Source organism: Dactylosporangium sp. NPDC049140 (assembly GCF_040648435.1).
Genome location: NZ_JBEZDS010000046.1, coordinates 70,755 through 94,381, shown reverse-complemented (window position 1 = coordinate 94,381; position 23,627 = coordinate 70,755). Strand labels below are relative to the sequence as shown.

Here is a 23,627-nt window from a genome sequence, read left to right as displayed (position 1 = left end):
GCGTGCAAGGGCGCGCGGCGGCGAGGGTGCCGTGCTGGGCCCGCGGCGTGCAAGGGCGCGCGGCGGCGAGGGTGCCGTGCTGGGCCCGCGGCGTGAAACGGCGCGCGGCCGCGAGCGGGCCGTGCTGGGCCGAGTCTCGGAAGTGCCGCACGTCGAGCATCAGCTCAGCTTACGCTCGCCGACGGAAACATGAACTGGTTCTTGTGCTTTCCGCGGCCGACGCTGGAGCCATGGACCTCTCGGGAATTTTTGTACCGCTGGTGACCCCCTTCGCGGCCGACGGCGCCGTCGATGTGAAGGCCCTGCGCGGGCTGGCGGAGGCGGTACTCGCGGACGGCGCCGCCGGCCTCGTGGCGCTGGGAACCACGGGTGAGCCCGCGACGCTGTCGCCGCAGGAGCGGGCGGCCGTCGTCGAGGCGTGTGCGGCGACCGGCGCCCCCGTGCTGGTCGGCGTCGGGGGCGGCTCGACCGCGGGCTGTGTGGCGGAGGTGGCGGGCCTGCCGGCGGGTACGGCGGCGATGGTCGTGGTTCCGCCGTTCACGCGGCCCGGCGAGGCCGGTGTCGTTGCGCATTTCCGGGCCGTTGCCGCCGCGGCGGTGGGGCCCGTCGTGGTCTATCACGTGCCGTACCGGACTGGTCAGGCTCTGTCGACGGCGGCCCTGCTGGAGCTGGCGGCGATTCCCAACGTGGTCGGTATGAAGCTGTCCGACGGTGCGGTCTCCCCCGCCACCGTGGCCCTGCTGGCCGCCGCGCCGCCGGGCTTCGCGGTGCTCGGCGGGGACGACGCGGTGATCTCGCCGCTGCTGGCGTTGGGGGGCCGGGGCGGCATCCTGGCTTCGGCGCACGTGGCCACGGCGCGGTTCGTGGACCTCTACGACGCCTGGGGCAAGGGGGACGTGGTGGCGGCCCGGGCGCTGGGCGGGCGGCTCGCGGCCCTGTCGGAGGCGTTGTTCGCGGAGCCCAATCCCGCGGTGGTGAAGGCCGTCCTGCACGCGCAGGGCCGCATCCCGACGCCGGCGGTACGCCTCCCGCTGCTGCCGGCAACGGCCGGAGCCCGGGAGCGGGCCCTGAACCAGCTACACGGCGTCGAGGCCGCCTGAGAAGAGGCTGTCCGAGAAAGCCGGTTGCTCGACGGGTGCGGGCGCGGAGCGTGACGAGGCCGGCGGTCAAGGGTCACCCCCGCGTGCCGAACCTCAGGGCCGTGACCGAGCGGCGCGCTCCCGAAAAGCAGCCGAACGGCGCGCTCCCGAGAAGCAGCGGCTAGGCCGCCTCGAGCCGTTCGCGCAGCCAGAGCAGCAGCACGTCGGCCTGGTCCTGCTGGAACTTGCGCAGCGTGGGCAGGCCGGGCGGGTCGGGGCGGCGGGCGCGGTCGGCGAACATGCCGGCCAGCCCGGCCACGCACCCGGTGATGTCGTCCGGGTCGCCGTCGATGACGTCGTCGGGCAGGTGCCCGCCGAAGAGCCGGACGTTGAGCACGAGGCTGAGCGCGTCGAACCAGGGCGGCCCGGCGCAGGCGAACGGCCAGTCGACGACGACCACGCCGCCGTCGGGGCGGATGAGCAGGTTGTCGGCGCGCAGGTCGCCGTGCACGAGGGCGTCGCCGGCGAGGGCCCGGTGGCCGTGTTCGGCGAGGGCGGCGAGCTCGTCGAGGCGCGCGGCGGCCCACGGGTCGAGGGCGGGGGTCGGGTCGGCGGCGAGGTTGCGCCACCCGGCGAAGTCCTCGGTCGTCTCCGCCTGCAGGCTCGGCAGGCCCCGCACCGGTACCGCCAGCGCCCGCAGCGCCACGAGGACGGCCTCGGCCTCGTCGGCCCGCCACGGGGTGTGCGGGTGGCGGCCGTCGACGTCGGCGAAGACGAGGGCGACCCAGTCGCCGTCGTCGTGGACGCCCAGCAGCGCGGGCATCGGCAGGCCCGGCGGGAGCGCGGCGACGGCCCGGGCCTCGGCGCGGTGCATGGCCGGGCTGTCGGGGTTGAGCGGGGTGCCGACGGCCTTGACGAAGGCGCGGCGCCCGCTCGGGGTGACGACCCGGTCGGCGGTGCCGGGTGAGAAGCCGCCGGCCTGCGACACGGCCGCCGCGACGGGCTCGCCGAGGAGGTCCTCGACGGCCGCGCGGACGCCGCCGGGCAGGTCGTCCCAGCCGATGCGTACCCCCGATGCCTGCACCATGGGCCGATCCTCGCAGAGCCCGGCCGGGGCGGCGAACGCGTTTCGGGCGCGGCGGGCCGTCACCTGGCGCACACGGTGTGTTCGTCCGGCCGGCACCGGCCCGGAGACTGCCGGACATGCATACCAGCACGTGAGGCCGACTGTCCCCCCGCCGGACGGCTGACAGGATGTGACCCGTGGCACGTTCGGGGGATTCCGGAACGTGCGACAGTCCGTAACGTCGGTCGTATCGCAGTCTGACAGCAACGAGGGGGAAATCTCCATGAGCGACGACACCGGCTACGACGGCGGGAGCGACGTCGACTTCGGCCACTATGAGGCGGGTCAGGAGCACGACGCCCTCGACCAGCTGCACCAGGCCCACGGCTCGGAGGCCGACGCGCACAGCCAGTTCGGCGTGTACGAGAACGACCACCACGCGCAGGAGGCCACGGACTTCGCGCAGGGCCACCACGAGGAGTTCGACCAGCCGGGCGTCGTGCACGCCGAGTCGGACGACTTCACCAACTACTCGCACGACGCGTCGGTCGACGACCACGTGTTCGCGGCCGAGGGCTCCCAGGACTCGCACCAGGCCGAGTTCGGCGAGCTCGACGCGCTGCAGCAGCGCTTCGACGGCGCGTTCGCCGAGGGCACCGAGCTCCACTCGGGGGGCGGCGAGGGCCAGCTCGGCGTGGCCGACAAGTAGGGCTCGTACGATCCATCGGCCGGCGGGGGCGTCATGCCACCGCCGGCCGATTGGCATCCGCGACCGGGTCGCCCCCGGCCTACGGTGCAGGCATGGAGATCCTGCGGTACGCCGCCTTCACCGATGTCCCGTCCGGCGGCAACCCGGCCGGGGTCGTGCTCGACGCCACCGGCCTCGACGACGCGCAGATGCAGCGCATCGCGGCCGAGGTCGGCTACTCCGAGACCGCGTTCCTGACGCCCGCCGGGGAGCGGGCCGCGGCCGTGCGGTACTTCAGCCCGCGGGCCGAGGTGCCGTTCTGCGGCCACGCGACGATCGCGTCCGCGGTCGCCTACGCCGAGCGGTTCGGGCCGGGACCGATCCGGCTCGCCGCGCCCGTGGGTGAGATCGCGGTCGACACCGGCGACGGCCGCGCCACCCTGCGCACGGTGGCCCCGGCGACCCGCGCGATCCCGTCCGAGGTCGGGGCGCGGCTGCTGGAGGCGTTGCGGTACACCGTGGAGGATCTCGACCCGGAGCTGCCGCTGCGGGCCGCGTTCGCCGGTGCCTGGCATCCGGTCGTGGCCCTGCGCCGCCGCGAGCGGCTGGCCGGGCTCGGCTACGACGAGCCGGCGCTGGCCGCGCTCATGGCCGAGCAGGGTTGGACGACGGTCGATGTGGTGTGGCGGGAGTCGGCGACGGTGTTCCACGCCCGCAACCCGTTCCCACCCGGCGGGGTCTACGAGGACCCGGCGACGGGGGCGGCGGCCGGGGCGTTCGGCGGCTACCTGCGCGAGCTCGGCCTGGTCGCGGTGCCGGCGGCGTTGACGGTGCACCAGGGCGACGACATGGGCCGCCCGAGCCGGCTGCTCGTGGAGCTCGACGCCGACCCGGCGTCGGGGGTGCGCATCACCGGCCGCGCCGTCGCGATCGCCTGAACATGCCGAGAGCGTTGACCGATGTACCGCGGGAAGGGGCTGCTTCCCCCGGGCATCGCGGTCAACGCTCCACGTCGGCGGGGCAGGCGGTGCCCCGCTACGTCAGGCGGTTCAGGCAGCTCGAGGCGAACCCGACGAGGGCGACCGAGTTGCAGGACACGTTGATCGGGACCTGGAACGTGAACGACGACTGGTTGCCGATGCCGATGCCGCCGCGGTCGTCGTAGCCGGCCGCGTTGGCGCTGCCGTTCGTGTTCTTGTGGTGGCGGTGGCGGTGGTAGCTGTTGCCGCACCCGTTGCTGCTGCCCGCGCCGCTGTACGAGCCGCTGCTGCCGTTGTAGGCCACTGCGCCGCCGTCGCAGTCCGCGCTGGCGAAGCCGATGATCGCGATCGAGTTGCCGCAGATGTTCACGGGCGTCTGGATGGTGGTGGAGCTCTGGTGACGTAACGTAGTTGAATCCAGGACTTATGAATGCCGGCGGCGGCGGTACAGGTACCGCAGCAGGATCCCGAGCGCGACCAGCCCGGCGGCGCCGAGGATCCACGCCTGGTACCGCCGCAGCTGCTCGATGTTGTCGCCCGCCACGGCCCCGACGCCGACCCACAGCACCGTCCACAGCAGACCGCCGGCCGCGTCCCGCGGGGCGTACTGGCGCCAGGGCAGCGCGGTGGCGCCGGCGATGATGCCGTTGGTCTGGCGCAGCCCGTCGATGAACCGCGCGACCACGATGATGTTGCGGCCGCGCGTGGCGATGAAGCGCTCGGCCCGCTCGAGGCGCTCCTCGGTCAGCCGCACGCGCCGGCCGAAGCGCAGTACCGCGGGCCGCCCGGCGCGCCGGCCGAGCAGGTAGCCGAGGTTGTCGCCGGCGACCGCGGCCAGGAAGGTGACCAGGGCGACCGCGGTCAGGTTGCCCGACCCGTGCGCGGCCGCGGCGGCGGACAGGGCGACCACGGCGGTGACGGCCGGCGTCGGGATGCCCACGCCCTCGAGCAACACCAGGATCGCCAGCGCCGGGTACCCGTACCGCTCGAACTGCTCCATCGATCAAGATCCTGCCACGGGTACACTCGGGGGCAATGGCCAGCTGGTATGAATCGCACATCGACCGGCAGATCCGCGAGGCGCAGGAGCGCGGCGAGTTCGACGACCTGCCCGGCGCGGGCCGGCCGCTGCCCGACCACGGCGAGCTCTACGACGAGGACTGGTGGGTCAAGGACCTGGCCCGCCGCGAGAGCCTGCCCGGCGGCATCCCGCCGACGCTGCGCCTGCGCCGCGAGGTCGAGGACCTGCCCGGGGAGCTGGGGCGGTTCCGCACCGAGGAGTCGCTGCGGCGGGCGGTCGCCGACCTCAACGCGCGCATCGAGCGCGCCCGGCGCGGCCTGATCGAGGGCCCGCCGACCCTGCTGCGCCCGCTGGACGCCGACGCCGTCGTCGCCCAGTGGCGCGAGCGACGTTGACATTGGTCCGCCGAGACGGTTAGTTAGTCTTCCTATTAGTAGGACTGGAGGGCTGGCTCGTGAAGATCGCCGTTGTGGGTGGCGGGTCCACGTACACCCCGGAGCTCGTCGACGGCTTCGCCCGCCTGGCCCCGTTCGCCTCCGAGATCGTGCTGCTCGACCCGGCGGCCGAGCGCCTCGCCGTCGTCGGCGCGTTCGCGCGGCGCATCCTGCAGGCCCACGGCTCCCGGGCCACGCTGCGCTGGACGTCCGATGTGGACGACGCCCTGGCCGGCGCGGCGACGGTGGTCATCCAGCTGCGCGTGGGCGGGCAGCAGGCGCGCATCAGCGACGAGACGTTCCCGCTGGCCTGCGACTGCGTCGGGCAGGAGACCACGGGTGCCGGCGGCTTCGCGAAGGCCCTGCGCACGGTGCCCGTGGTCCTGGACATCGCCCGCCGCGCCGACCCGGGCGCCTGGATCGTGAACTTCACCAACCCGGTCGGCATCGTGACCCGCGCCCTGCTCGACGACGGCCACCGCGCGGCCGGCCTGTGCAACGTGGCGATCGGCTTCCAGCGCCGCTGGGCCGCGGCCCTGGGCGTGGACCCGTCGGCGGTGACCCTGGACCACGTGGGCCTGAACCACCTGACGTGGGAGCGCGCCGCGTACGTCGACGGCGTCGACCGCCTCCCGGGCCTGCTGGACGCGTCGCTGGACGAGATCGCCGCGGGCGTGCAGATCCCGGCCGCGGTGGTGCGCGCCCTGGGCTGCGTGCCGTCGTACTACCTGCGGTACTTCTACTGCCACGACGAGGTCGTCGCGCAGGAGCGCACCGAGCCGACGCGGGGCGAGCGGGTGGCCGAGATCGAGCGGGAGCTGCTGGGCCTGTACGCCGACCCGGCCCTGTCCGTGAAGCCCGACCTGCTGGGCCAGCGCGGCGGCGCCTTCTACTCGGAGGCGGCGGTGGGCCTGATCGCGTCCCTGCACCACGACGACGGCGCCCACCACGCGGTGAACGTGCGCAACCGCGGCTTCCTGCCGAACCTGTCCGACGACGCCGTCATCGAGGCGACCTGCCGCGTCGGCGCGGCGGGCGCCGTCCCGGTCCCGGCGCCCCCGCTGGACCCGGCGCTGGCGGGCCTGGTGGCCGGCGTCTCGGCGTACGAGGAGCTGGCCGTCGCGGCCGCGGTGCACGGCGGGCGCGACCGCGTGTACCGGGCGCTGCTGGCCCACCCGCTGGTCGGCCAGCACGACAAGGCCGAGCGCCTCACCGGCGACCTGCTGGCCGCGAACCGCGCCCACCTGCCGTGGCTCGCACGACGGCCGGCATGACCGCCCGCCTCTACGCCGCGGCGGACGGCGGCAACTCCAAGACCGACGTCGTCGTCGGCGACTCCGACGGCCGCGTCCTGTCCCGGGTGACCGGCCCGACGATCTCCCCGCACGTGCTGACCTTCGACGGCGCCCTGGCCGGGCTGTCGGCGCTTGTCGCCCAGGCCCGGGCCGAGGCCGCCCTGCCGGCCGCGATCGAGCTCTCCCACCTGGCCGTCTACACCGCCGGCGCCGACCTCCCGGTCGAGGTCGACCGCCTCAACGCCGGGGTGTCGGCGCTGGCCCTGGCCGCGACGACGACCGTCGACAACGACCTGTTCGCGCTGCTGCGGGCCGGCTCGGCCACCCCCGACGCGGTCGGTGTCGTCTGCGGCGCGGGCATCAACGCCGCGGGCCGCCGCGCCGACGGCGCCACCTCCCGCTTCCCGGCCCTGGGCCAGCTCTCCGGCGACTGGGGCGGCGGGCACCACCTGGCCGCCCTGGCCCTGTACCACGCCGTGCGCGCCGAGGACGGCCGCGGCCCGGCGACCGCCCTGGAGCCGGCGGTCCGCGCCCACTTCGGCCGCCCGACGGTGGAGGCGGTGGCGGTCGCCCTGCACCTGGGCGAGCTGCCGGCCGCCCGCCTGGAGGAGCTCTGCGAGGTGGTGTTCGAGGTGGCCGCCGCGGGCGACGACCTGGCCTCGCGGGTCGTGCGGCGCCTGGCCGACGAGATCGAGTCCCTGGTCCGGGTCTCGGCCACCCGGCTGGGCCTGCTCCGCGAGCCGTACACCATCGTGCTGGGCGGCGGCGTGCTGACGGCCCGCCGGCCCATGCTGCACGACGACCTGCTGGCCCGCCTGCACGCCCTGTCCCCCGGCGCCACGGTGACCGTGCTGTCCTCGCCGCCGGTGGCGGGCGCGGCGCTGCTGGCCCTGGACCACCTGCACGGCGGCGCCTGCCCGCCCGCGCTGGAGTCCGCCGTGCGCGCGGCCCTGTAGCAACCTTCAGTCCCGGGCGAGCTCGGTGAAGGCCTCGAGGGCGTCGGCGTCGCCGTACGGCTTCGTCACGTACTGCTCGGCCCACCAGGCCGCCTGCGGGTGCGGGCCGGCTTCGATCCGCGCGGCCGCCGCCCGCGCGTCGTACGCGGTGCGGCGCAGCTGCACGCCGCCGTCGCCGAGCAGCGCCCAGTACGCCCCGGCCGGCCCGTAGTTCATGCCGACGCTGCCCGGGTTCACCACCCGCCGCCCGCCGGCGAGCCGGTCGAACGGCATGTGGGTGTGCCCGCACACGACGAGCCCCTCCCCGACCCCGTCCAGGACCGCCCGCCACCGCGCGATCGGCGAGTCGACGAGGACGAACTCGTCGTCGCGGCGCGGCGTCGCGTGGCAGAACAGCACCGGGCCGAGGCCGTCGACGTCGAGCGTGACCGTCATCGGCAGCCCGGCCAGGCGGTCGCGGTGGCGCTGCCCGATCAGGGCGGCGCACACGGCGGCGTCGGCCGCGTTACGGTCCTTGCCGGGCTTGCCGTCGAACGCGTCGACGAGCTCGCGTTCGCCGTTGCCGTGGACCCACACGGCCCGCTCGCCGAGGGCGGCGAGGCGGTCGAGGGTCTCGGCCGGCAGCGGGCCGCCGGCGATGTCGCCGAGCAGCACGATCCGGTCGGCGCCGTGCGCCTCGACGTCGTGGAGCACCGCATCGAGCGCGGGCAGGTTGGCGTGGACATCGGCGAGTACGGCCACTCTCATCGTTCCAACCTAGCCAGTAGGGAGCCGGTCATGAACGGCGGCGAGTCACGGTTCGAGTGGACGGCCGAGGAGCTGCGCACGGTCGGGCACCAGGTCGTCGACCTCGTGGTGGAGCACCTGACCGGCCTGCGGGACGAGCCGGTGTTCCGGCCCGTGCCGCGCACGGTGGTGCGGGGGTTCGAGACGGAGGCGGTACCGCAGGACGGGGCCCCGGTCGATGCGGTCCTCGGCGAGTTCGCCGCGCGGGTGGAGCCGTGGCCGTTCGGCAACGGCCATCCCCGCTTCTACGGCTGGGTCAACCCGCCGCCGCACCCCCTCGGGGTGTTCGCCGAGCTGCTCGCGGCGGCCATGAACCCCAGCGTGGCCGGCGGCAACCACGCCGCGGTGCACGTGGAGCGGCAGGTGGTGCGGTGGTTCGCGGAGCTCGCCGGGCTGCCGGGGACGGCGCACGGGCTGCTGGTGTCGGGCGGGTCGGCGGCGACGCTGACGGGCCTGGCTGTGGCCCGGCACCGGGCGGCGCTGCGGGCCGGGCGGCCGGTGCGCGAGGACGGCGTGCAGGCCGGGGCCGGCGGGCCGGCGGCGGCGCGGTTCGTGGTGTACCAGGGGGCCGAGGGGCACGGGTCGGCGCGCAAGGCCGCCGAGCTGCTCGGGATCGGGTCCGGCAACGTGCGGGTGGTCGGGTCCGACGACGGGCACCGCATCCGGGTGCCCGCGCTGCGCGACGCGATCGCCGCGGACGTGCGGGCCGGGCACGTCCCGGTGGCGGTGCTGGCCAGCGCGGGGACGGTCAACACCGGGGCGGTCGACGACCTCGCGGCGATCGCGGACGTGTGCGCCGGGTTCGGGGTGTGGCTGCACGTCGACGCCGCCTACGGCGGGCCGGCGGTGCTGCTGCTGCCGCGGTTCGCGGCGGTGCGGGCCGCGCTCGGGCGGGCCGACAGCGTGGCCCTGGACCCGCACAAGTGGCTGTACGCGCCGGTGGACGCGGGGCTGGTGCTGTTCCGCGACGGGGCGCCGGCCCGGGACGCGTTCAGTCTCGTGCCGCCGTACCTGCGCACCGACGACGACCCGGCGGGGGTCGGCGGGCCGGTGTGGTTCAGCGAGTACGGGTTCGAGCAGACCCGGCCGTTCCGGGCGCTGAAGGTCTGGATGCTGCTCAAGCATCTGGGGGTGCGCGGCTACCGGGAGCTGATCGAGCACGACCTCGCCGTCGCCGACCGGATCGCCGCCGCCGTGGCCGCGGCGCCGGAGCTGCAGCTGCTGGCCCGGGGGCTGAGCGTGGTCTGCTTCCGGTGCCGGCCGCCCGGCGGCCCCGGCGGGGAGGAGCTGGACGAGCTGAACCGGCGGGTGCTGCGCGCGGTCCAGCTCGGCGGGGGCGCGTTCCTGGCCGGCACGACGGTGGACGGCGTGTTCGCGCTGCGGGCGTGCGTGGTCAACCCGCGGGCCACGGCCGGGGACGCCGACGCGCTGGTGGCGCAGGTCCGGGCCGGCCTGGCCGCCGACGGGGCTCCGGACCGGGCCGGACGTGCCGATCAGGCAGGTGAGGCGCGCTGACCGGGTGAGGAGTACGAACGTCATGGCCACTGTGCTCTACCGGCACGGCGGCGTAGGGAACACGACGCCGGTCAGGCGCTCGGACTCGGCCCACAGCGCGTCCTGCGCGGCCGGGTCCGAGACCGCCGGGGCCGGGCGCACGGGCACGGGCCGGCCGGTGAACTCGCCCCAGCCGCCCGGCCCGTAGTACATGGCGGGATCCGGGTCGGTGGCCGCGCGCAGGATCGGCAGCGCCGCCGGGAGCGGGTCCTGGATCAGCCAGGAGAACAGCCACTTCGTGCGCCGGTGCACCACGATGCGGAAGTGCAGCGGGCTGTGCCGCATGAGCCCGGTGCGGGCCGCGCCCGGGTGCGCGGCGAGGGACCGCACCGGCGCGCCGGCCGCGGCCAGGCGCCGCTGCAGCCCGGCGGCGAAGAGCAGGTTGGCGAGCTTCGACTGGGCGTAGCCGGTCATCGGCACGTACCGGCGGCGGGCGAAGTGCAGGTCGGCGAGGTCGATCGCGCCGCGCTTGTGGCCGTTGCTGCTCACCGTCACCACCCGCGACCCGGGCGTCGCCAGGAGCCGGTCCAGCAGCAGGCCGGTGAGGGCGAAGTGCCCGAGGTGGTTGACGCCGATCTGGGTCTCGAAGCCGTCCGCGGTCAGCCCGAACGGCGGGATCATCACCCCGGCGTTGTTGACGAGCAGGTCGAGCCGCTCGTGCGGGAAGCCGCCGGCGAACGCCCGCACCGAGGCGAGGTCGCCCAGGTCGAGCTCGGCCCGGCCCGGCGTCACCACCGTGGCCCCGCGCCCGGCCAGCGCCCGCGCCACCTCCAGCCCGATGCCGCCGCGCGCGCCGGTCACGAGCGCGACCCGCCCGGTCTGCTCGCCGATGTCGTCGATGCTCCACATGCCGCCGCCCCCTAGAATCGGGATGGAAGTCCCGGTTGCCGAATATACGGGACGTCCATCCCGTTTACAACTGGAGGCGACCATGCGGGCCGACGGCGTACGCAACCGGCGCAAGGTGCTCGACACGGCCAAGGCGGTGTTCGCGGCCGAGGGGCTGTCGGTGCCGGTGGCCGAGATCGCCCGCCGGGCCGGCGTCGGCACCGGCACGGTGAGCCGGCACTTCCCGACCAAGGAGGCGCTGTACGAGGCGATCGTCCTGGAACAGGTCGAGGCCCTCGTCGCCCGGGCCGGGCAGCTGGACCTGCTCGCCTACCTCGAGCACCTCGTCACCGTCGCCGCCGAGCACCGCGGGCTCGCCGAGGCCCTCGCCGGGGCCGGGTTCGACGTCGGCGCCGCGGCCGCCCGCACCGGCCTCGACCTCGACGGGGCCGAGACGGCACTGCTGCACGCCGCCCAGCGGGCCGGAACGGTCCGGGCCGACGTCACCCTCGCCGACGTCAAGGCCCTCGTCGTCGGCTGCGTCGCCCGGGAGCAGGCCGGCCCCGACCCGCAGGCCCGGGCCCGGATGGTCGCGATGATGAAGGCCGGGTTAAGAACGCTGGACATGAACAGTTAACAAACCTAATAATGGCGACCACCGTCGATGGAGGTCGCCCATGAAGCCGACGAAGCGCGCCGCGCTCATCCTCGGCGCCGCCACCCTGCTGGTCACGGGACTGTTCGTGGCCACCAACGCGTACGCGGCCAACCTGCTGTCCAACCCCGGCTTCGAGAGCGGCAACCTGTCAGGCTGGTCCTGCACCGGCTCCGGCTCCGCCGCGGTCACCACACCCGTGCACACCGGCACGTACGCCCTCAACGGCAACGCCACCACGTCCGACACCGCCCAGTGCACCCAGACCGTCACCGTCCAGCCGAACACCGCCTACACCCTCTCCGGCTGGGTCCGCGGCAGCTACGTCTACATCGGCGTGACCGGCGGGGCCTCCACGTGGACGCCCGCGGCCACCGCCTACACCAAGCTCACCGTCCCGTTCACCACGACCGCCGGCCAGACCTCGATCCAGGTGTACCTGCACGGCTGGTACGGCACCGGCGCCTACAACGCCGACGACATCGCCCTCGACGGCCCCGGCACCCCGCCGACGACGACGCCGCCCACCTCGTCGTCGCCGTCGAAGAGCCCGTCGGCGAGCCCCAGCCCCAGCCCGAGCCGGAGCCCGTCCACCAGCCCGACCACGAGCCCGACCACCCCGGTCACCGGCCTGCCCAAGCACGCCCTCATCGGCTACGACCACGCCAGCTTCGCCAACGGCTCCGGCTACATCCGCATGGCCGACATCCCCGCCGCCTGGGACGTCATCGACCTCGCCTTCGGCGAACCGACAAGCGTCACCTCCGGCGACATCCGCTTCAACCGCTGCTCCGCCGCCGAATGCGCAGGCGTCGAATCCGACGCCGAGTTCCTCGCCGCCATCAAGGCCAAACAGGCCCAGGGCAAGAAGGTCCTCATCTCCATCGGCGGCCAGAACGGCCAGGTCCAGCTGACCAGCACCGCCGCCCGCGACACGTTCGTCAGCTCCGTCAGCGCCATCATCGACCGGTGGGGCCTCGACGGCCTCGACATCGACTTCGAGGGCCACTCCCTCTACCTCAACGCCGGCGACAGCGACTTCCGCAACCCGACCACCCCCGTCGTGGTCAACCTCATCAGCGCCCTCAAGTCCCTCAAAGCCAAGTACGGCACCAAGTTCGTGCTCACCATGGCCCCCGAGACGTTCTTCGTGCAGCTCGGCTACCAGTTCTACGGCGGCACCAGCGCCGGCGACAACCGCGCCGGCTCCTACCTGCCCGTCATCCACGCCGTGCGGGACTTCCTGACCATCCTGCACGTCCAGGACTACAACTCCGGCCCGATCTGGGGCCTCGACAACCAGTACCACCAGATGGGCGGGGCCGACTTCCACATCGCCATGACCGACATGCTCAAGGCCGGCTTCCCCGTCGCCAACACCGGCCAGACCTTCCCCGGCCTGCGCCCCGACCAGATCGGCATCGGCGTACCCGCCGCCGTCAGCGCCGGCAACGGCTACGTCGCCCCCGCCGTCGTCCAGGCCGCCGTCACCTGCCTCGTCTCCGGCACCGGCTGCGGCGGCTACACCCTGCGCGGCGGCCCCTCACCCGCGTTCCGCGGCCTCATGACCTGGTCGATCAACTGGGACCGGTACTACAACTGGGAGTTCCAGAACGCCCAGCGCCCGTTCCTCAACGCTTTGCCGTAGTTTGCAACGGGTGAGCGCACTCGACCTGGTGACCAGCTGGCCCGTACCGACCGCCGCCGTGGCGGTCGTGGACCCCGAAGGGATCCGCGACCGCCACGGCCCGGACACCGCCCTGCCCTGGGCATCGGTGACGAAACTGCTCACCGCCCTCACCGTCCTCGTCGCCGTCGACCGCGGCGACGTCCTGCTCGACGAGCCCGCCGGCCCCGAGGGCGCCACCGTCCGCCACCTGCTCGCCCACACCTCCGGCGTCGCCTTCGACGAACACCAGATCCTCGCCCCGCCCGGCCGCAAACGCATCTACTCCAACCGCGGCTTCGAACTGCTCGCCGACTTCGTCCTCACCCGCACCGGCGGCACCTTCGCCGAGCTCATGACCGAATCCGTGCTCCGGCCGCTCGGCATGGGCGGCACCCGCCTCGAAGGCTCCCCCGCCGCCGGCGCCGTCGGCCCCGTGTCCGACCTCGCCCTGCTCGGCCAGGAACTGCTCGACCCGACCCTCGCCGCCGACCTCATGCCCGAGGCGGTCACCGTGCAGTACCCCGGCGTCACCGGTGTTCTGCCCGGCTTCGGCCGCCAGGACCCCAACGACTGGGGCCTCGGCTTCGAACTGCGCGACCACAAGTCACCGCACTGGACCGGCGCCGACAACTCCGACCGCACCTTCGGGCACTTCGGCAAGACCGGCACGTTCCTGTGGGTCGACCCCGCCGCGAACCTCGCCCTCGCCTGCCTCACCGACCGCAACTTCGACACCTGGGCCGCCGAGGTCTGGCCCGTCCTGTCCGACGCCGTGCTCGCCGAGCACGGCGCCGGACCACGCCCCTAGCACTTACGGCGTACCCAGCGCCGCCGACCCGGCCACGTTGAGCTCCTTCAGGCCCTTGCCCACCACGGAAAGTCACGGCCTGACCACGAAATTGCGCCGTTCGCCCGGCCGGATTTCCAAAGCCCCGTCTTACCCCTGGTGAGCTGCGAAAACAAACGCACGACAACTACCAGGCCCAAGCCTCCGGCCCTGGTCCCCCGTTGCCGACCGGCGGGAAGAGCTCGTTCAGCCGCAACTCAGCGTCATCGCCGAGTGTCGTCTCCAACGCCACCAGCGCCAGGTCCAGCTGGTCCGGCGTACGCGGCCCGACGATCGGCGCCGTCACCCCCGGCCGCCCCAGCAGCCACGCCAGCGCCACCACCGCCGGGTGCAGCCCCAGCTCGTCACACAGCCCCTCGTACCGCTCCAGCAGCTCCCGGTGCTCCAGCACCCGCGCCGCCGCGTGGCTCGTCGTGCGCCCCGCCACCCCCTCCCGGTGCTTGCGCAGCGCCCCCGACAGCACCCCCTGCGCCAGCGGCGACCACGGCAGCAGCCCGATCCCCAGCGCCTGCGCCGCCGGCACCACCTCCAGCTCCACATGCCGCGTCAGCAGGCTGTACTTCAGCTGCTCCGACACCAGCCCCAGCGAATGCCGCCGGATCGCCGCCGCCTGCGCGCCCGCCAGATGCCAGCCCGCGAAGTTCGAGCTGCCGACGTACAACACCTTCCCCTGCGCGACCAGCACGTCCATCGCCTGCCAGATCTCCTCCCACGGCGTACCCCGGTCGACGTGGTGCATCTGGTACAGGTCGATGCGATCCGTGCCCAGCCGCCGCAGCGACGCCTCACACGCCGCCACGATGTGCCGCGCCGACAACCCCCGGTCGTTGGGGCCGTCGCCCATCGGCTGGTACACCTTCGTCGCCAGCACCACCTCGTCGCGCCGCCCCGTCCGCGCGAACCACGAGCCGATGTAGGCCTCGGAGGTCCCCTCGTAGTCACGCGCCCCGTACATGTCCGCCGTGTCGACGAAGTTGATGCCCTCGGCCAACGCCCGGTCGAGGATCGCGTGGCTGTCGTCCTCGCCCAGCTGCCAGCCGAAGTTCATGGTGCCGAGGCCCAGCCGCGACACCTTCAGTCCCGAGCGCCCCAGGTTCGTGTACCGCATGCCACGACGCTATGACCGCCGCCACCCTGGGCCGAAGCCGTTCGACCGTGCTCGAATGGACAACGTGAAGCGCCTCGAGCTCACCCCCGACGACCTGACCCGGCTGCGCTTCGCCCACTCCCCGATGGCCGAGGTCGTGACCAGCGCGCTCGCCGTGCGCGACGGCTCCTGGCCGTACAGCCGCTGGCGCAGCCGCCTGGGCACCAGAACCGACGACCTCGACGTCTTCTGGCGCGTCGTCGCCGCACCCGCGGGCGGCATCCCCGACTTCCTGACGCCGGTACCGCGCACCGCCCGCCCCACCCTCGAATCCGAGCTCGAGGCCATCGCCACCACCGACCCCGAACGCGTAGCCGCCGAGCTCACCGGCTGCGGCATCCCGTTCGACGACCCCGCGGCCCTCCTGCCCCCGCTGATCACCCAGATCCGGCGGTACTTCCGGCTGGCCCTCGCCGACCTGTGGCCCCGCCTGCGCGCGACCGCCGACAACGAGATCGCCCACCGCATGACCACCGCCGCCTTCCCCGGCCCGCACCGCCTGCTGGAGAACCTGCACCCGCGCATGCGCTGGAACGCCGACGCGCTGCAGCTGGACTACCTCAAGGACACCGCGTACCCGCCCTGGAGCCTGGACGGCCACCCCCTCTTCCTGCTCCCGACCGCCTTCACCGGCGCCAAGGCCTGGATCATGGACTCGGCCGCGGGCCGCGCCCTGTGGTACCCGCCGCGCGCGCTGGGCGCCCTGTTCGCGGCCCCGGCGGCACCCCCGGAGCCGCTGGCCGCCCTGCTGGGCTCGACGCGCGCCGCGGTGCTGACCCTGCTGACCGAGCCCGCGAGCACCGGCGACGTGGCCGAGCGCCTGGGCCTGGCCCCGGCGACGGCGTCCCACCACCTGACGGCGCTGCGGGACGCGGGCCTGATCGTGGCCGCGCGGGCGGGCCGCCGCCTGAACTACCGCCACACCGACCTGGGCGAACGCTTGTCGACCCTGGGCTGACGGCGCGGCCGGGCGACTCCGGCGGCCCGCCTCTGGTCCTTGGCGCGGACTGCCGCCCGCCTCTGGACGGTCGCCCTGACCCCTTCCCTGACCGCGACGGCCGACGGTGTGGCAGCTCACGCACGGCGGCGCCCGTCCGGGCGCTGTTCACCCCGGCCGGCGCGGTTGCGGTAGGCCCGGTCCGGCCGGCGATCCTCGTCCTCGCTGCCGCACTGCCAGCGAGCTCACGCCCTCTTTTGCATCCTAGGAAACTAGGCCAGGACCTCCAGGAGCCGGGCGGCGAACTCGGCCGGCCGCTCGGCATAGCCGTCGTGGCCGCCCGGGAACACCACCGCCGCCGTCCCCAGCCGGGCGGCCAGCCCGCGGGCCGCCCGGGCCGGGAAAGGCTCTCCCGCCTCGCCGGCGGCCACCACCACGCCGGCGGCGACGGGGCCGGGGACGATCGCGGTGTACTGCCGCAGCTCCTCCTCCATCCAGAACGGCACGTTGCCGGCGATCCGGTCCAGCACCTCGGTCGCCGCGGGCGGCAACGCGGCCCGCGGCGGCTCCCGGTACCCGAGCCCGGTGACCTCCCCGAACCGGCGCATCCCGGCCTCGGCCCCCGACCGCCGGAACACCGCGACGACGTCGTCGAACCCGGCCCGCAGCCCGGCCTCGTCGTCGACCATCGCGGTCAGCGGCGGCTCGTGCGCGACGACCCGCCGCACCCTGCCCGGGAACCGCTCGGCCAGCCCCAGCGCGACGATCGCCCCGGAGCTGCTGCCGAACACGTCGGCCCGCCCTCCGCCGTGCATCTCGATGAGCCGGGCGGCGTCGTCGACGTCGACCTCGAAGCGCCGCTCGCGGGCCGGTGCGCCGCTGCGGCTGAACCCCCGCCGGTCGTACGCCACGATCGTCCGCTCCCCGCACAGCTCCGGCCCGAGCCGCCCGAACGTGGCCGCGTCCCCGGCGCCGCCCGGGATGAGCAGGAGCGCCGGTCCGCTCCCGGATACCTCGACGTGCAGAGTCATGCCGTCCTCCTGGATCGTAGGATCGTTGAACAGATATTCGCCCGACACTTCCGCCGGCCCGCCGAACCTTCCGTAGGACCGCCGAACAGCGGGCGCGGCGAAGCCGCCAAACCCTCGCAGGACACGCCGAGCACGAGCCTGGATCGGACCTGTGCGGATCGGCCCGACCTCGTGCAGAACCGCTGAACGAAAAGTCCGACACTTCGTGATCGGACTTTTCGCATTTTTCGCCTGACAGGGCATAAGTCCGAAAAGTCGCGGCGCGGAGCGCCCGACTTTTCGTGGAAAACCCCGCGAATCAGTACTCCGCGAGGTGGCGCAGGGCCTCCTCCACCAGCGGCGGCAAGGGCACCGGCGGATCCGCGTGCAGCCAGCGATGCGTCGCCGCATCGCACGCGGCCGCCACCGCGCCGCCCACCACCTCCGGCAGCAGCGATGCCGGCGGCAGCCCGAGCCGGTCCGCGATCGCCGTCGACAGCGCCTCCTGCATCGCCGCCCGCACCCGCAGGTACTCGCCCTGCATCGCCGGAGTCGCGAGCACCATCCGCAGCCCGGCGAACCAGACGCGGTCCGGCACGTGCTCCGGCACCGCCCCGCCCGCGAACTCGGCCACCATCGTCGCCTCGATCGCCGCGCGCAGCGGCTCGCCCGGCGGCCGGGCCCGCAGCGCCGTCCCGGCCCGGTGGGCCCGGTCCACGGCCAGGGCACAGATCGCCTCGGCCTTGGACGAGAAGTAGTTGTTGAAGGTGCGCGGCGACACCCCGACCTCGGCGGCGATGTCCTCCACGAGCACGCCGTCGAAGCCCCGCTCCACGCTCAGGCGCAGCGCGGCCAGCGCCAGCGCCTGCCGCGTCGCCTGCTTCTTGCGCTCGCGCAGGCCGCCCGGTTCCATGTCCCCCAGCGTAGCAAAAAGTGCGTGACCCGCAAGGTTTCGTGACGCGCAAAAATTAAGCTCAACTTCGCGCCGGTACCGCCGATCAAAGACTCATGGTGCGGGACCGGCTGTGGATCGGCCTGCCCGGGATCGGGTTCGCGGCCACCGCGCTGCGGGCCTTCGATGTCCTGCCCGGGCTGGCGTTCCCGCTCGTCGGCGGGCTGTCCGCGCTGGCCTGGGCGCTCGGCCCGCGCCTTGCACGACCTGCGCCCCCGCCGGCCCTGGCGCCTGCTCACCGCGGCCGCGCTGCTCTTCCTCGTCGGCGTCATCGTCCGGGCCCTGCTGACCGACCGGCCGTACCCGCTCGCGCAGCTCGGCGACGCCTTCTCCGTGTGCGGGTTCGCCTGCCTGATCGCCGGCATGGCCACGTTCCTGAGCCGGTGGGGCATCAATCGCCACGTTCGTGCTGCCCGCGACCGCGATCCCGGGCCGGCCGCCGCTCGTGGGCGTGCTGGCCGGGCAGTACCCGCTGCTCGACGTCGTCATCGTCATGCTCGGGGTGAACCTGGCGTTCACCACCGCGATCCGCCAGCCGTCGTTCATGTTCCTCGGCGCCACCGCCCAGCGCGACGTACTGGCGGCGCTGAAGGTACCCCTCGCGCAGGGCTGGCTGTGGGGCAGGGCCGTGCCGGCGAGCGCGTTCGCCGAGAACCTCCGGGCGCGGGAACGGGTGGGCGAACCGGTGGTGGTTCGGTCAGACTGATCGGATGCCGGACGACGACGATGTGTACCTGTGGCTCGAGGACGTCGAGGGCGCGGAGGCGCTGGCCTGGGTACGGCAGCGCAACGCCGAGACCGTCGCCGCACTGACCGGCGGTGAGCGCTTCACCGAGCTCGACGCGGGCATCCGTGCGGTGCTCGACGCCGACGACCGCATCCCGATGATCGCCTGGCACGGCGAGCGCGTGTACAACCTGTGGAAGGACGCCACCAACAAGCGGGGCCTGTGGCGGCGCACCACCCTCGAGTCGTACCGCACCGACCGCCCGGACTGGCAGACGGTGCTCGACCTGGACGCGCTGGCCGAGGCCGAGGGCGAGAACTGGGTCTGGCAGGGCGCCACCTACCTGCGCACCGGCCCGCTCGCCGGCGAGCACCGCTGCCTGGTCGCCCTGTCGCGCGGCGGCGCCGACGCGTCAGTGGTGCGCGAGTTCGACCTCGACTCGCTGGAGTTCGTCAAGGACGGCTTCGAGCTGCCCGAGGCGAAGAGCAGCGTGAGCTGGATCGACGCCGACGCGCTGTTCGTCGGTACCGACACCGGTCCCGGATCCATGACGTCATCGGGCTATCCGCGCCAGGTGCGCGCGTGGCGGCGCGGCACGCCCGTCGGCGACGCCCCGGTGGTGTTCGAGGGCTCCCCCGACGACGTGTCGGTCCGGGCCACCTCCGACCCGTCGGTCGACGGGCGCCGGGCGCTCATCCGCCAGGCGACGGATTTTTTCAACGCGCGGCGGTACCTCCTGATCGACGGCGAGCTCACCGAGCTGGACGTGCCGCAGGACTCCGGGGTCGACATCCACCGCGAGTGGCTGCTCGTGCGGGTGCGCACCGACTGGTCGGTCGCGGGCGCGACGCAGCCGGCGGGCACGCTGCTGGTGGCGCGCCTCGACGCCTACCTCGCCGGCGAGCGCACCCTGACGCCGCTGTTCAGCCCCGACCCGCACACGTCGCTGAGCTACGCCGAGTGGACGCGGACGGGCCTGATCCTGGTACTGCTGGCCGACGTGCGCAGCCGCCTGGAGCTGCTGACCTTCGACGGCGGCCGGTGGCAGCGCTCCGTCCTGGGCCACGACCTCGGCCAGACCGACGTGTGGCAGACCAACGCGGACGCCGACGAGCAGTACCTGCTGCTGTCCTCGGGCTTCACCCTCCCGCCGACCCTGCGCCACGGCGTGCTCGGCTCGGCCCAGGCCCCCACGATCCTCAAGCAGGGCCCGGCGCACTTCGCGGCCGAGGGCATCGAGACCCGGCAGTACTTCGCCACGTCGGCCGACGGCACCCAGGTCCCGTACTTCGTGGTCGGCCGCCCCGACGCCGGCCCCGGCCCCACACTGCTGTCCGGCTACGGCGGCTTCGAGGTGTCGCGCGTCCCGGCGTACAACGCGATCATCGGCCGCGGCTGGCTGGCCCGAGGCGGCACCTACGTGGTGGCGAACATCCGCGGCGGCGGCGAGTACGGCCCGGCCTGGCACCGGGCCGCCCTGCGCGAGCAGCGCCCGCGGGCCTACGAGGACTTCGCCGCGGTGGCGACGGACCTGGTCGAGCGGGGCATCACCACGCGGGCCCAGCTGGGCGCCGAGGGCGGCTCGAACGGCGGCCTGCTCATGGGCGTGATGCTGACCCGGTACCCGGAGCTGTTCGGCGCGATCGTGTGCGCGGTCCCCCTGCTGGACATGCGCCGCTACCACCTGCTCCTGGCCGGCGCGTCCTGGATGGCCGAGTACGGCGACCCGGACAATGCTGACGATTGGGCATATTTGTCACTGTTCTCCCCGTACCACAACGTACGCGACGCAGTGCCGTACCCGCCCACCCTGATCACGACGTCAACCCGAGACGACCGCGTACACCCGGGCCACGCGCGCAAAATGGTGGCCCTGCTACGAGACCGCGCAAAGGACGTCACGTACTACGAAAACATAGAGGGCGGCCACGGCGGCGCAGCGGACAACTCGCAAATGGCCTTCAAATGGTCCTTGGCCTTCGAGTTCCTGTGGCGCAAATTGAATATTTAGCCCGCTGCCGCTCGCGTTGGGGGAGCTTCGCTCCACCCAAACCCCCTCAAAATCTTCGCCAGCGCACCCAAGTCGCAAAAGGTGCGCCAGGACGAGGCTGGCCGGGTCGTGCGCGCCGGGTGATCCGTCGCCGCCACGTCCTGCGGCGCGGATGACCTCGCACCGTCCGACGTCACACCGGCTGATTCCACAGCTCCGGATCGCACGCCGCGCGGGTGACCCCCAGCGAGCGCCGTCCCGAGCACGGCGGCCGACCCGGCACCACCACGCCCGCCGCCACGGGTGACCCGGCACCACCGCCCCCCGCGCCGCGGGTGACCCACCACCACCACGCCCGCCGCCACGGGTGACCCGGCACCACCGCGCCCCGCACCGCGGGTGACCCGGCACCACCGCGCCCCGCCGCCGCAGGTGACCCGGCACCACCGGGCCCGCGCCGCGGGTGATCCAGCGCCACCCCCGGCACCGCGCGCAACCCGAACCCGGGCGACCCGGCCCCGCCGCACCCCCGCGCCGCAGGCGACCCGGCACCACCCCGGCACCGCGCGCAACCCGAACCCGGGCCACCCGGCCCCGCCGCACCCCCGCGCCGCAGGTGATCCAGCGCCGTCCTCCGCGCAACAGGCGACTCGACACCACCGCATCCGGTGTGGCGATCACCGGCGATCCATCACTCCACCGCGAACGGCTCCGACCCCGCCCGCACATCCAAGACAATCCACGAGCGCAAATCCAACCGATGCCGAGCGTCCAACCAGCCCGACGCCCGCGCGGCCCCGAAAGACGGCGAGGTCCGTCGATGGCGATCAAGACAGGAGGTGCGGAACGCCATACGAGTCGGTCGGGCGGCCCATCAATTCAAACCTAATTTTACGCCCCGCCGCCTAATCGACCTTGGCCCCCGATGCGCTGCGTGCCACCCGCGACCGCGTTCAGTGATGGTCACGGCGCAAGGAGATTTTGAAGGCGCTCGAGGACGGGGTCGGGTCCTCGTGGAAGTACGCGAACAGCGTGCACGACAACGGCGCGTCCGGCGTCGTCACGCGATGCGCCGTCACGTGCGGGGAGTCCCAGTGGACGCGCGGCAGGTTCGCGCTGCGGCCGAAGCAGGAGTCCAGGTCCGCACGCGTCAGCGACGGCGTCGCGAAGCGCATCTCCACCGTGGCCAGGCCCGCCCGGTCGTTCATGAACAGCTGCAGCCACGCGGTGCCCGGCGGGCTCGGCTGGACGAAGAGGCGGCCCCGGTCGTCCTGGGTCGGGGCGGGCAGGCCCAGCAGCGCCGCCACCTCCGCCGCGTGCTCCGTCGTCACGCCGCAGATGCGGCGGGCCCACGTGCCCAGCAGGTCCGTGGTCACGGGGCGGGCCACCAGATCGAGCAGATGGTTCGGTACCGGCGGCCGCCGCCACGACCGCGGCCAGTCGTCGAGGTCGGCGAGCTCGGCGCCGTCGACGATGAGGGTGTAGACCGGCTCCGCCGGGAAGTCGTTGACCCGCACGGTCAGGGTGCGGCCGTCGACCTCGGCGTGGTACGGGAACTCGCCGTCGCCCGAGTGCTCCCACGCGATCGGTCGCTCGGTCAGGGCGGTCAGTTCGGTCATGACTGTCCTCAAAACGGCAAAGCAGACCCCGACAGCGTAGGCGGTGTCTGCAAACCCACAGTTGAGGGCCGTCACAGTCACCCCGGATTCCGTCCGCGGACCGATAGCGTCAACAGCGCTATGCGCCGCTACCTCATGTGGAGCGTCGGGCTCCTCGCGTACATCGTTGCCGTCTTCCACCGCTCCTCGCTCGGCGTCGCCGGGGTCGAGGCCGCCCAGCGTCTCGGCGTCGGGACCGCGCTGCTGTCCATGCTCTCCGTGGCCCAGCTGGCGGTGTACGCGGGCATGCAGATCCCGGTCGGCGTGCTGCTGGACCGGTTCGGCTCCCGCCGCCTGCTCGCCGCCGGCGGTGCGCTCATGCTCGCCGGGCAGCTCGTCTTCGCCTTCGCCGGGGACATCGGCACGGCCATCGCGGCGCGGGTGCTCATCGGCATCGGTGACGCGATGACCTTCATCAGTGTGCTGCGGATCGTGGCGATGTGGTTCCCGCCGCGCCGCAACCCGCTGATGGTGCAGCTGACCGGCATGGTCGGCCAGCTGGGGGCGCTTTCCTCGGCGGTACCGCTGGTGCTCCTGCTGCACCACGCCGGCTGGACGGCGACGTTCCTCGGCGCGGCCGGGCTCGGGGCCGCGGCCGTGCTGCTGGTCGTGACCGCGCTGCGGGACCAGCCCGTGCGCGCCGAGGAGCGGGAGGCGCCGCGGCGCGAGCTGGGGCTGAAGCATTCGTGGGAGCACCCGGGCACGCGGCTGGGGCTGTGGACGCACTTCGTGACCGGGTTCTCGGGTTCGGTGTTCGCGCTGCTGTGGGGGTACCCGTTCCTGACCCAGGGCGAGGGCCTGGACCCGGGCGTCGCGGCGCTGCTGCTGTCCCTGCTCACCGTCGGCGGCATCGTGCTCGGGCCGGTGGTCGGGCACTTCTGCGGGCGGCTGCCGTACCACCGCTCGACCCTCGTGCTGGCGATCGTCGGCTCGTCCGCGCTGGCCTGGACCGCGGTGCTGGTGTGGCCGGGGCGGGCGCCGCTGTGGCTGCTGACCGTGCTCGTGCTTGTGCTGACGATCAACGGGCCCGGCTCGATGATCGGCTTCGACTACGCGCGCTCGTTCAACCCGGCCGACCGCATCGGCGGGGCGACCGGGATCGTGAACGTGGGCAGCTTCGCGGCGTCGATCGTGCTCATCGTCGCGATCGGGGTGCTGCTGGACGTGCAGACCGCGCCCGGGGCCGAGCACCCGTCGCTTGGCGCGTTCCGGTGGGCGTTCGCGGTGCAGTACCTGCTGTGGACCGTCGGCGCCGTCCAGGTCTACCGGTACCGCCGTACGACACGCCGGCGGATCGCGGCCGAGGACGTGGCCCTGGCCACGGCGTAAAGCTCGACGCGCCGCCGCG

At 73.8% G+C, this 23,627-nt stretch carries 23 protein-coding genes; 14 read left to right on the top strand and 9 right to left on the bottom strand.

What is annotated here, in order from left to right:
- The first annotated feature begins 230 nt into the window (after positions 1 to 230).
- Positions 231 to 1,100 (top strand): dihydrodipicolinate synthase family protein, encoded by an 870-nt coding sequence (locus AB0B76_RS45950; RefSeq protein WP_360388369.1) that lies wholly within the window; start codon positions 231 to 233, stop codon positions 1,098 to 1,100.
- 160 nt (positions 1,101 to 1,260) lie between these two features.
- Here the strand turns inward: AB0B76_RS45950 and AB0B76_RS45945 are convergent, their stop codons facing one another.
- The gene (locus AB0B76_RS45945) at positions 1,261 to 2,166 is read right to left on the bottom strand and encodes an aminoglycoside phosphotransferase family protein (protein ID WP_360388366.1); all 906 of its coding nucleotides are present in this window, start codon (positions 2,164 to 2,166) and stop codon (positions 1,261 to 1,263) included.
- 262 nt (positions 2,167 to 2,428) lie between these two features.
- Here AB0B76_RS45945 and AB0B76_RS45940 point away from each other — a divergent pair, with 262 nt between their 5' ends.
- Both AB0B76_RS45940 and AB0B76_RS45935 read left to right on the top strand, forming a co-directional pair.
- Entirely contained in the window at positions 2,429 to 2,854 is a 426-nt protein-coding gene (locus AB0B76_RS45940) for a hypothetical protein (protein ID WP_360388363.1), read from the top strand.
- Positions 2,855 to 2,946: 92 nt separating this feature from the next.
- The gene (locus tag AB0B76_RS45935; RefSeq protein WP_360388360.1) at positions 2,947 to 3,771 is read left to right on the top strand and encodes a PhzF family phenazine biosynthesis isomerase; all 825 of its coding nucleotides are present in this window, start codon (positions 2,947 to 2,949) and stop codon (positions 3,769 to 3,771) included.
- Between the two features lie 97 nt (positions 3,772 to 3,868).
- Here AB0B76_RS45935 and AB0B76_RS45930 read toward each other — a convergent pair whose 3' ends face one another.
- Complete coding sequence (locus AB0B76_RS45930) at positions 3,869 to 4,183, bottom strand: hypothetical protein (RefSeq protein WP_360388358.1); 315 nt, start codon at positions 4,181 to 4,183, stop codon at positions 3,869 to 3,871.
- A gap of 54 nt (positions 4,184 to 4,237) precedes the next feature.
- Positions 4,238 to 4,813 carry a DedA family protein gene (locus AB0B76_RS45925; RefSeq protein ID WP_360388355.1) on the bottom strand — a complete coding sequence of 192 codons (576 nt, stop codon included), beginning with the start codon at positions 4,811 to 4,813 and terminating at the stop codon, positions 4,238 to 4,240.
- 35 nt (positions 4,814 to 4,848) lie between these two features.
- Here AB0B76_RS45925 and AB0B76_RS45920 point away from each other — a divergent pair, with 35 nt between their 5' ends.
- From AB0B76_RS45920 to AB0B76_RS45910, 3 genes are read left to right on the top strand one after another with little or no spacing between them, the layout of a single operon-like run.
- Positions 4,849 to 5,229 carry a DUF1992 domain-containing protein gene (locus tag AB0B76_RS45920; protein ID WP_360388352.1) on the top strand — a complete coding sequence of 127 codons (381 nt, stop codon included), beginning with the start codon at positions 4,849 to 4,851 and terminating at the stop codon, positions 5,227 to 5,229.
- A gap of 59 nt (positions 5,230 to 5,288) precedes the next feature.
- On the top strand, positions 5,289 to 6,542 hold the full coding sequence (locus AB0B76_RS45915) for a 6-phospho-beta-glucosidase (protein ID WP_360388349.1): 1,254 nt from the start codon (positions 5,289 to 5,291) through the stop codon (positions 6,540 to 6,542).
- Positions 6,539 to 7,519, top strand: coding sequence for a BadF/BadG/BcrA/BcrD ATPase family protein (locus tag AB0B76_RS45910; RefSeq protein ID WP_360388347.1), 981 nt, complete (start codon positions 6,539 to 6,541; stop codon positions 7,517 to 7,519). Before AB0B76_RS45915 ends, AB0B76_RS45910 begins: the two co-directional genes overlap by 4 nt.
- A 6-nt stretch (positions 7,520 to 7,525) precedes the next feature.
- Here the strand turns inward: AB0B76_RS45910 and AB0B76_RS45905 are convergent, their stop codons facing one another.
- Complete coding sequence (locus tag AB0B76_RS45905; RefSeq protein WP_360388344.1) at positions 7,526 to 8,266, bottom strand: metallophosphoesterase family protein; 741 nt, start codon at positions 8,264 to 8,266, stop codon at positions 7,526 to 7,528.
- A gap of 30 nt (positions 8,267 to 8,296) precedes the next feature.
- Between AB0B76_RS45905 and AB0B76_RS45900 the strand changes: the two genes are divergently transcribed.
- Positions 8,297 to 9,820 (top strand): pyridoxal-dependent decarboxylase, encoded by a 1,524-nt coding sequence (locus tag AB0B76_RS45900; RefSeq protein WP_360388341.1) that lies wholly within the window; start codon positions 8,297 to 8,299, stop codon positions 9,818 to 9,820.
- Between the two features lie 36 nt (positions 9,821 to 9,856).
- On the opposite strand, the gene AB0B76_RS45895 is transcribed toward AB0B76_RS45900, so the two are convergent.
- Positions 9,857 to 10,708 carry an SDR family NAD(P)-dependent oxidoreductase gene (locus tag AB0B76_RS45895; protein WP_360388338.1) on the bottom strand — a complete coding sequence of 284 codons (852 nt, stop codon included), beginning with the start codon at positions 10,706 to 10,708 and terminating at the stop codon, positions 9,857 to 9,859.
- An 82-nt stretch (positions 10,709 to 10,790) separates the two neighbouring features.
- On the opposite strand from AB0B76_RS45895, the gene AB0B76_RS45890 reads away from it, so the two are divergent.
- From AB0B76_RS45890 to AB0B76_RS45880, 3 genes are read left to right on the top strand one after another with little or no spacing between them, the layout of a single operon-like run.
- Positions 10,791 to 11,324: a helix-turn-helix domain-containing protein gene (locus tag AB0B76_RS45890; protein ID WP_360388335.1), complete on the top strand. Its 534-nt coding sequence runs from the start codon at positions 10,791 to 10,793 to the stop codon at positions 11,322 to 11,324.
- A 40-nt stretch (positions 11,325 to 11,364) separates the two neighbouring features.
- Positions 11,365 to 12,990, top strand: coding sequence for a glycosyl hydrolase family 18 protein (locus AB0B76_RS45885; protein WP_360388332.1), 1,626 nt, complete (start codon positions 11,365 to 11,367; stop codon positions 12,988 to 12,990).
- Positions 12,991 to 13,000: 10 nt separating this feature from the next.
- A complete protein-coding gene (locus AB0B76_RS45880) occupies positions 13,001 to 13,819 on the top strand; it encodes a serine hydrolase domain-containing protein (RefSeq protein ID WP_360388330.1) in 819 nt (272 codons plus the stop codon).
- Positions 13,820 to 13,985: 166 nt separating this feature from the next.
- On the opposite strand, the gene AB0B76_RS45875 is transcribed toward AB0B76_RS45880, so the two are convergent.
- Positions 13,986 to 14,966, bottom strand: coding sequence for an aldo/keto reductase (locus tag AB0B76_RS45875; protein ID WP_360388327.1), 981 nt, complete (start codon positions 14,964 to 14,966; stop codon positions 13,986 to 13,988).
- A gap of 55 nt (positions 14,967 to 15,021) precedes the next feature.
- On the opposite strand from AB0B76_RS45875, the gene AB0B76_RS45870 reads away from it, so the two are divergent.
- A complete protein-coding gene (locus AB0B76_RS45870) occupies positions 15,022 to 15,963 on the top strand; it encodes a winged helix-turn-helix domain-containing protein (protein WP_360388324.1) in 942 nt (313 codons plus the stop codon).
- Positions 15,964 to 16,214: 251 nt separating this feature from the next.
- On the opposite strand, the gene AB0B76_RS45865 is transcribed toward AB0B76_RS45870, so the two are convergent.
- Together AB0B76_RS45865 and AB0B76_RS45860 are read right to left on the bottom strand one after the other, a co-directional pair.
- Entirely contained in the window at positions 16,215 to 16,973 is a 759-nt protein-coding gene (locus AB0B76_RS45865) for an alpha/beta fold hydrolase (RefSeq protein WP_360388321.1), read from the bottom strand.
- 298 nt (positions 16,974 to 17,271) lie between these two features.
- The gene (locus AB0B76_RS45860; RefSeq protein ID WP_360388318.1) at positions 17,272 to 17,865 is read right to left on the bottom strand and encodes a TetR family transcriptional regulator; all 594 of its coding nucleotides are present in this window, start codon (positions 17,863 to 17,865) and stop codon (positions 17,272 to 17,274) included.
- A gap of 445 nt (positions 17,866 to 18,310) precedes the next feature.
- Between AB0B76_RS45860 and AB0B76_RS45855 the strand changes: the two genes are divergently transcribed.
- A complete protein-coding gene (locus AB0B76_RS45855; protein ID WP_360388315.1) occupies positions 18,311 to 18,610 on the top strand; it encodes a hypothetical protein in 300 nt (99 codons plus the stop codon).
- A gap of 4 nt (positions 18,611 to 18,614) precedes the next feature.
- Positions 18,615 to 20,642: a prolyl oligopeptidase family serine peptidase gene (locus AB0B76_RS45850; protein ID WP_360388313.1), complete on the top strand. Its 2,028-nt coding sequence runs from the start codon at positions 18,615 to 18,617 to the stop codon at positions 20,640 to 20,642.
- 932 nt (positions 20,643 to 21,574) lie between these two features.
- Here the strand turns inward: AB0B76_RS45850 and AB0B76_RS45845 are convergent.
- Complete coding sequence (locus AB0B76_RS45845; protein WP_360388310.1) at positions 21,575 to 22,240, bottom strand: hypothetical protein; 666 nt, start codon at positions 22,238 to 22,240, stop codon at positions 21,575 to 21,577.
- A 120-nt stretch (positions 22,241 to 22,360) separates the two neighbouring features.
- Here AB0B76_RS45845 and AB0B76_RS45840 point away from each other — a divergent pair, with 120 nt between their 5' ends.
- The gene (locus tag AB0B76_RS45840; RefSeq protein WP_360388307.1) at positions 22,361 to 23,608 is read left to right on the top strand and encodes an MFS transporter; all 1,248 of its coding nucleotides are present in this window, start codon (positions 22,361 to 22,363) and stop codon (positions 23,606 to 23,608) included.
- The last annotated feature ends 19 nt before the right edge of the window (positions 23,609 to 23,627 follow it).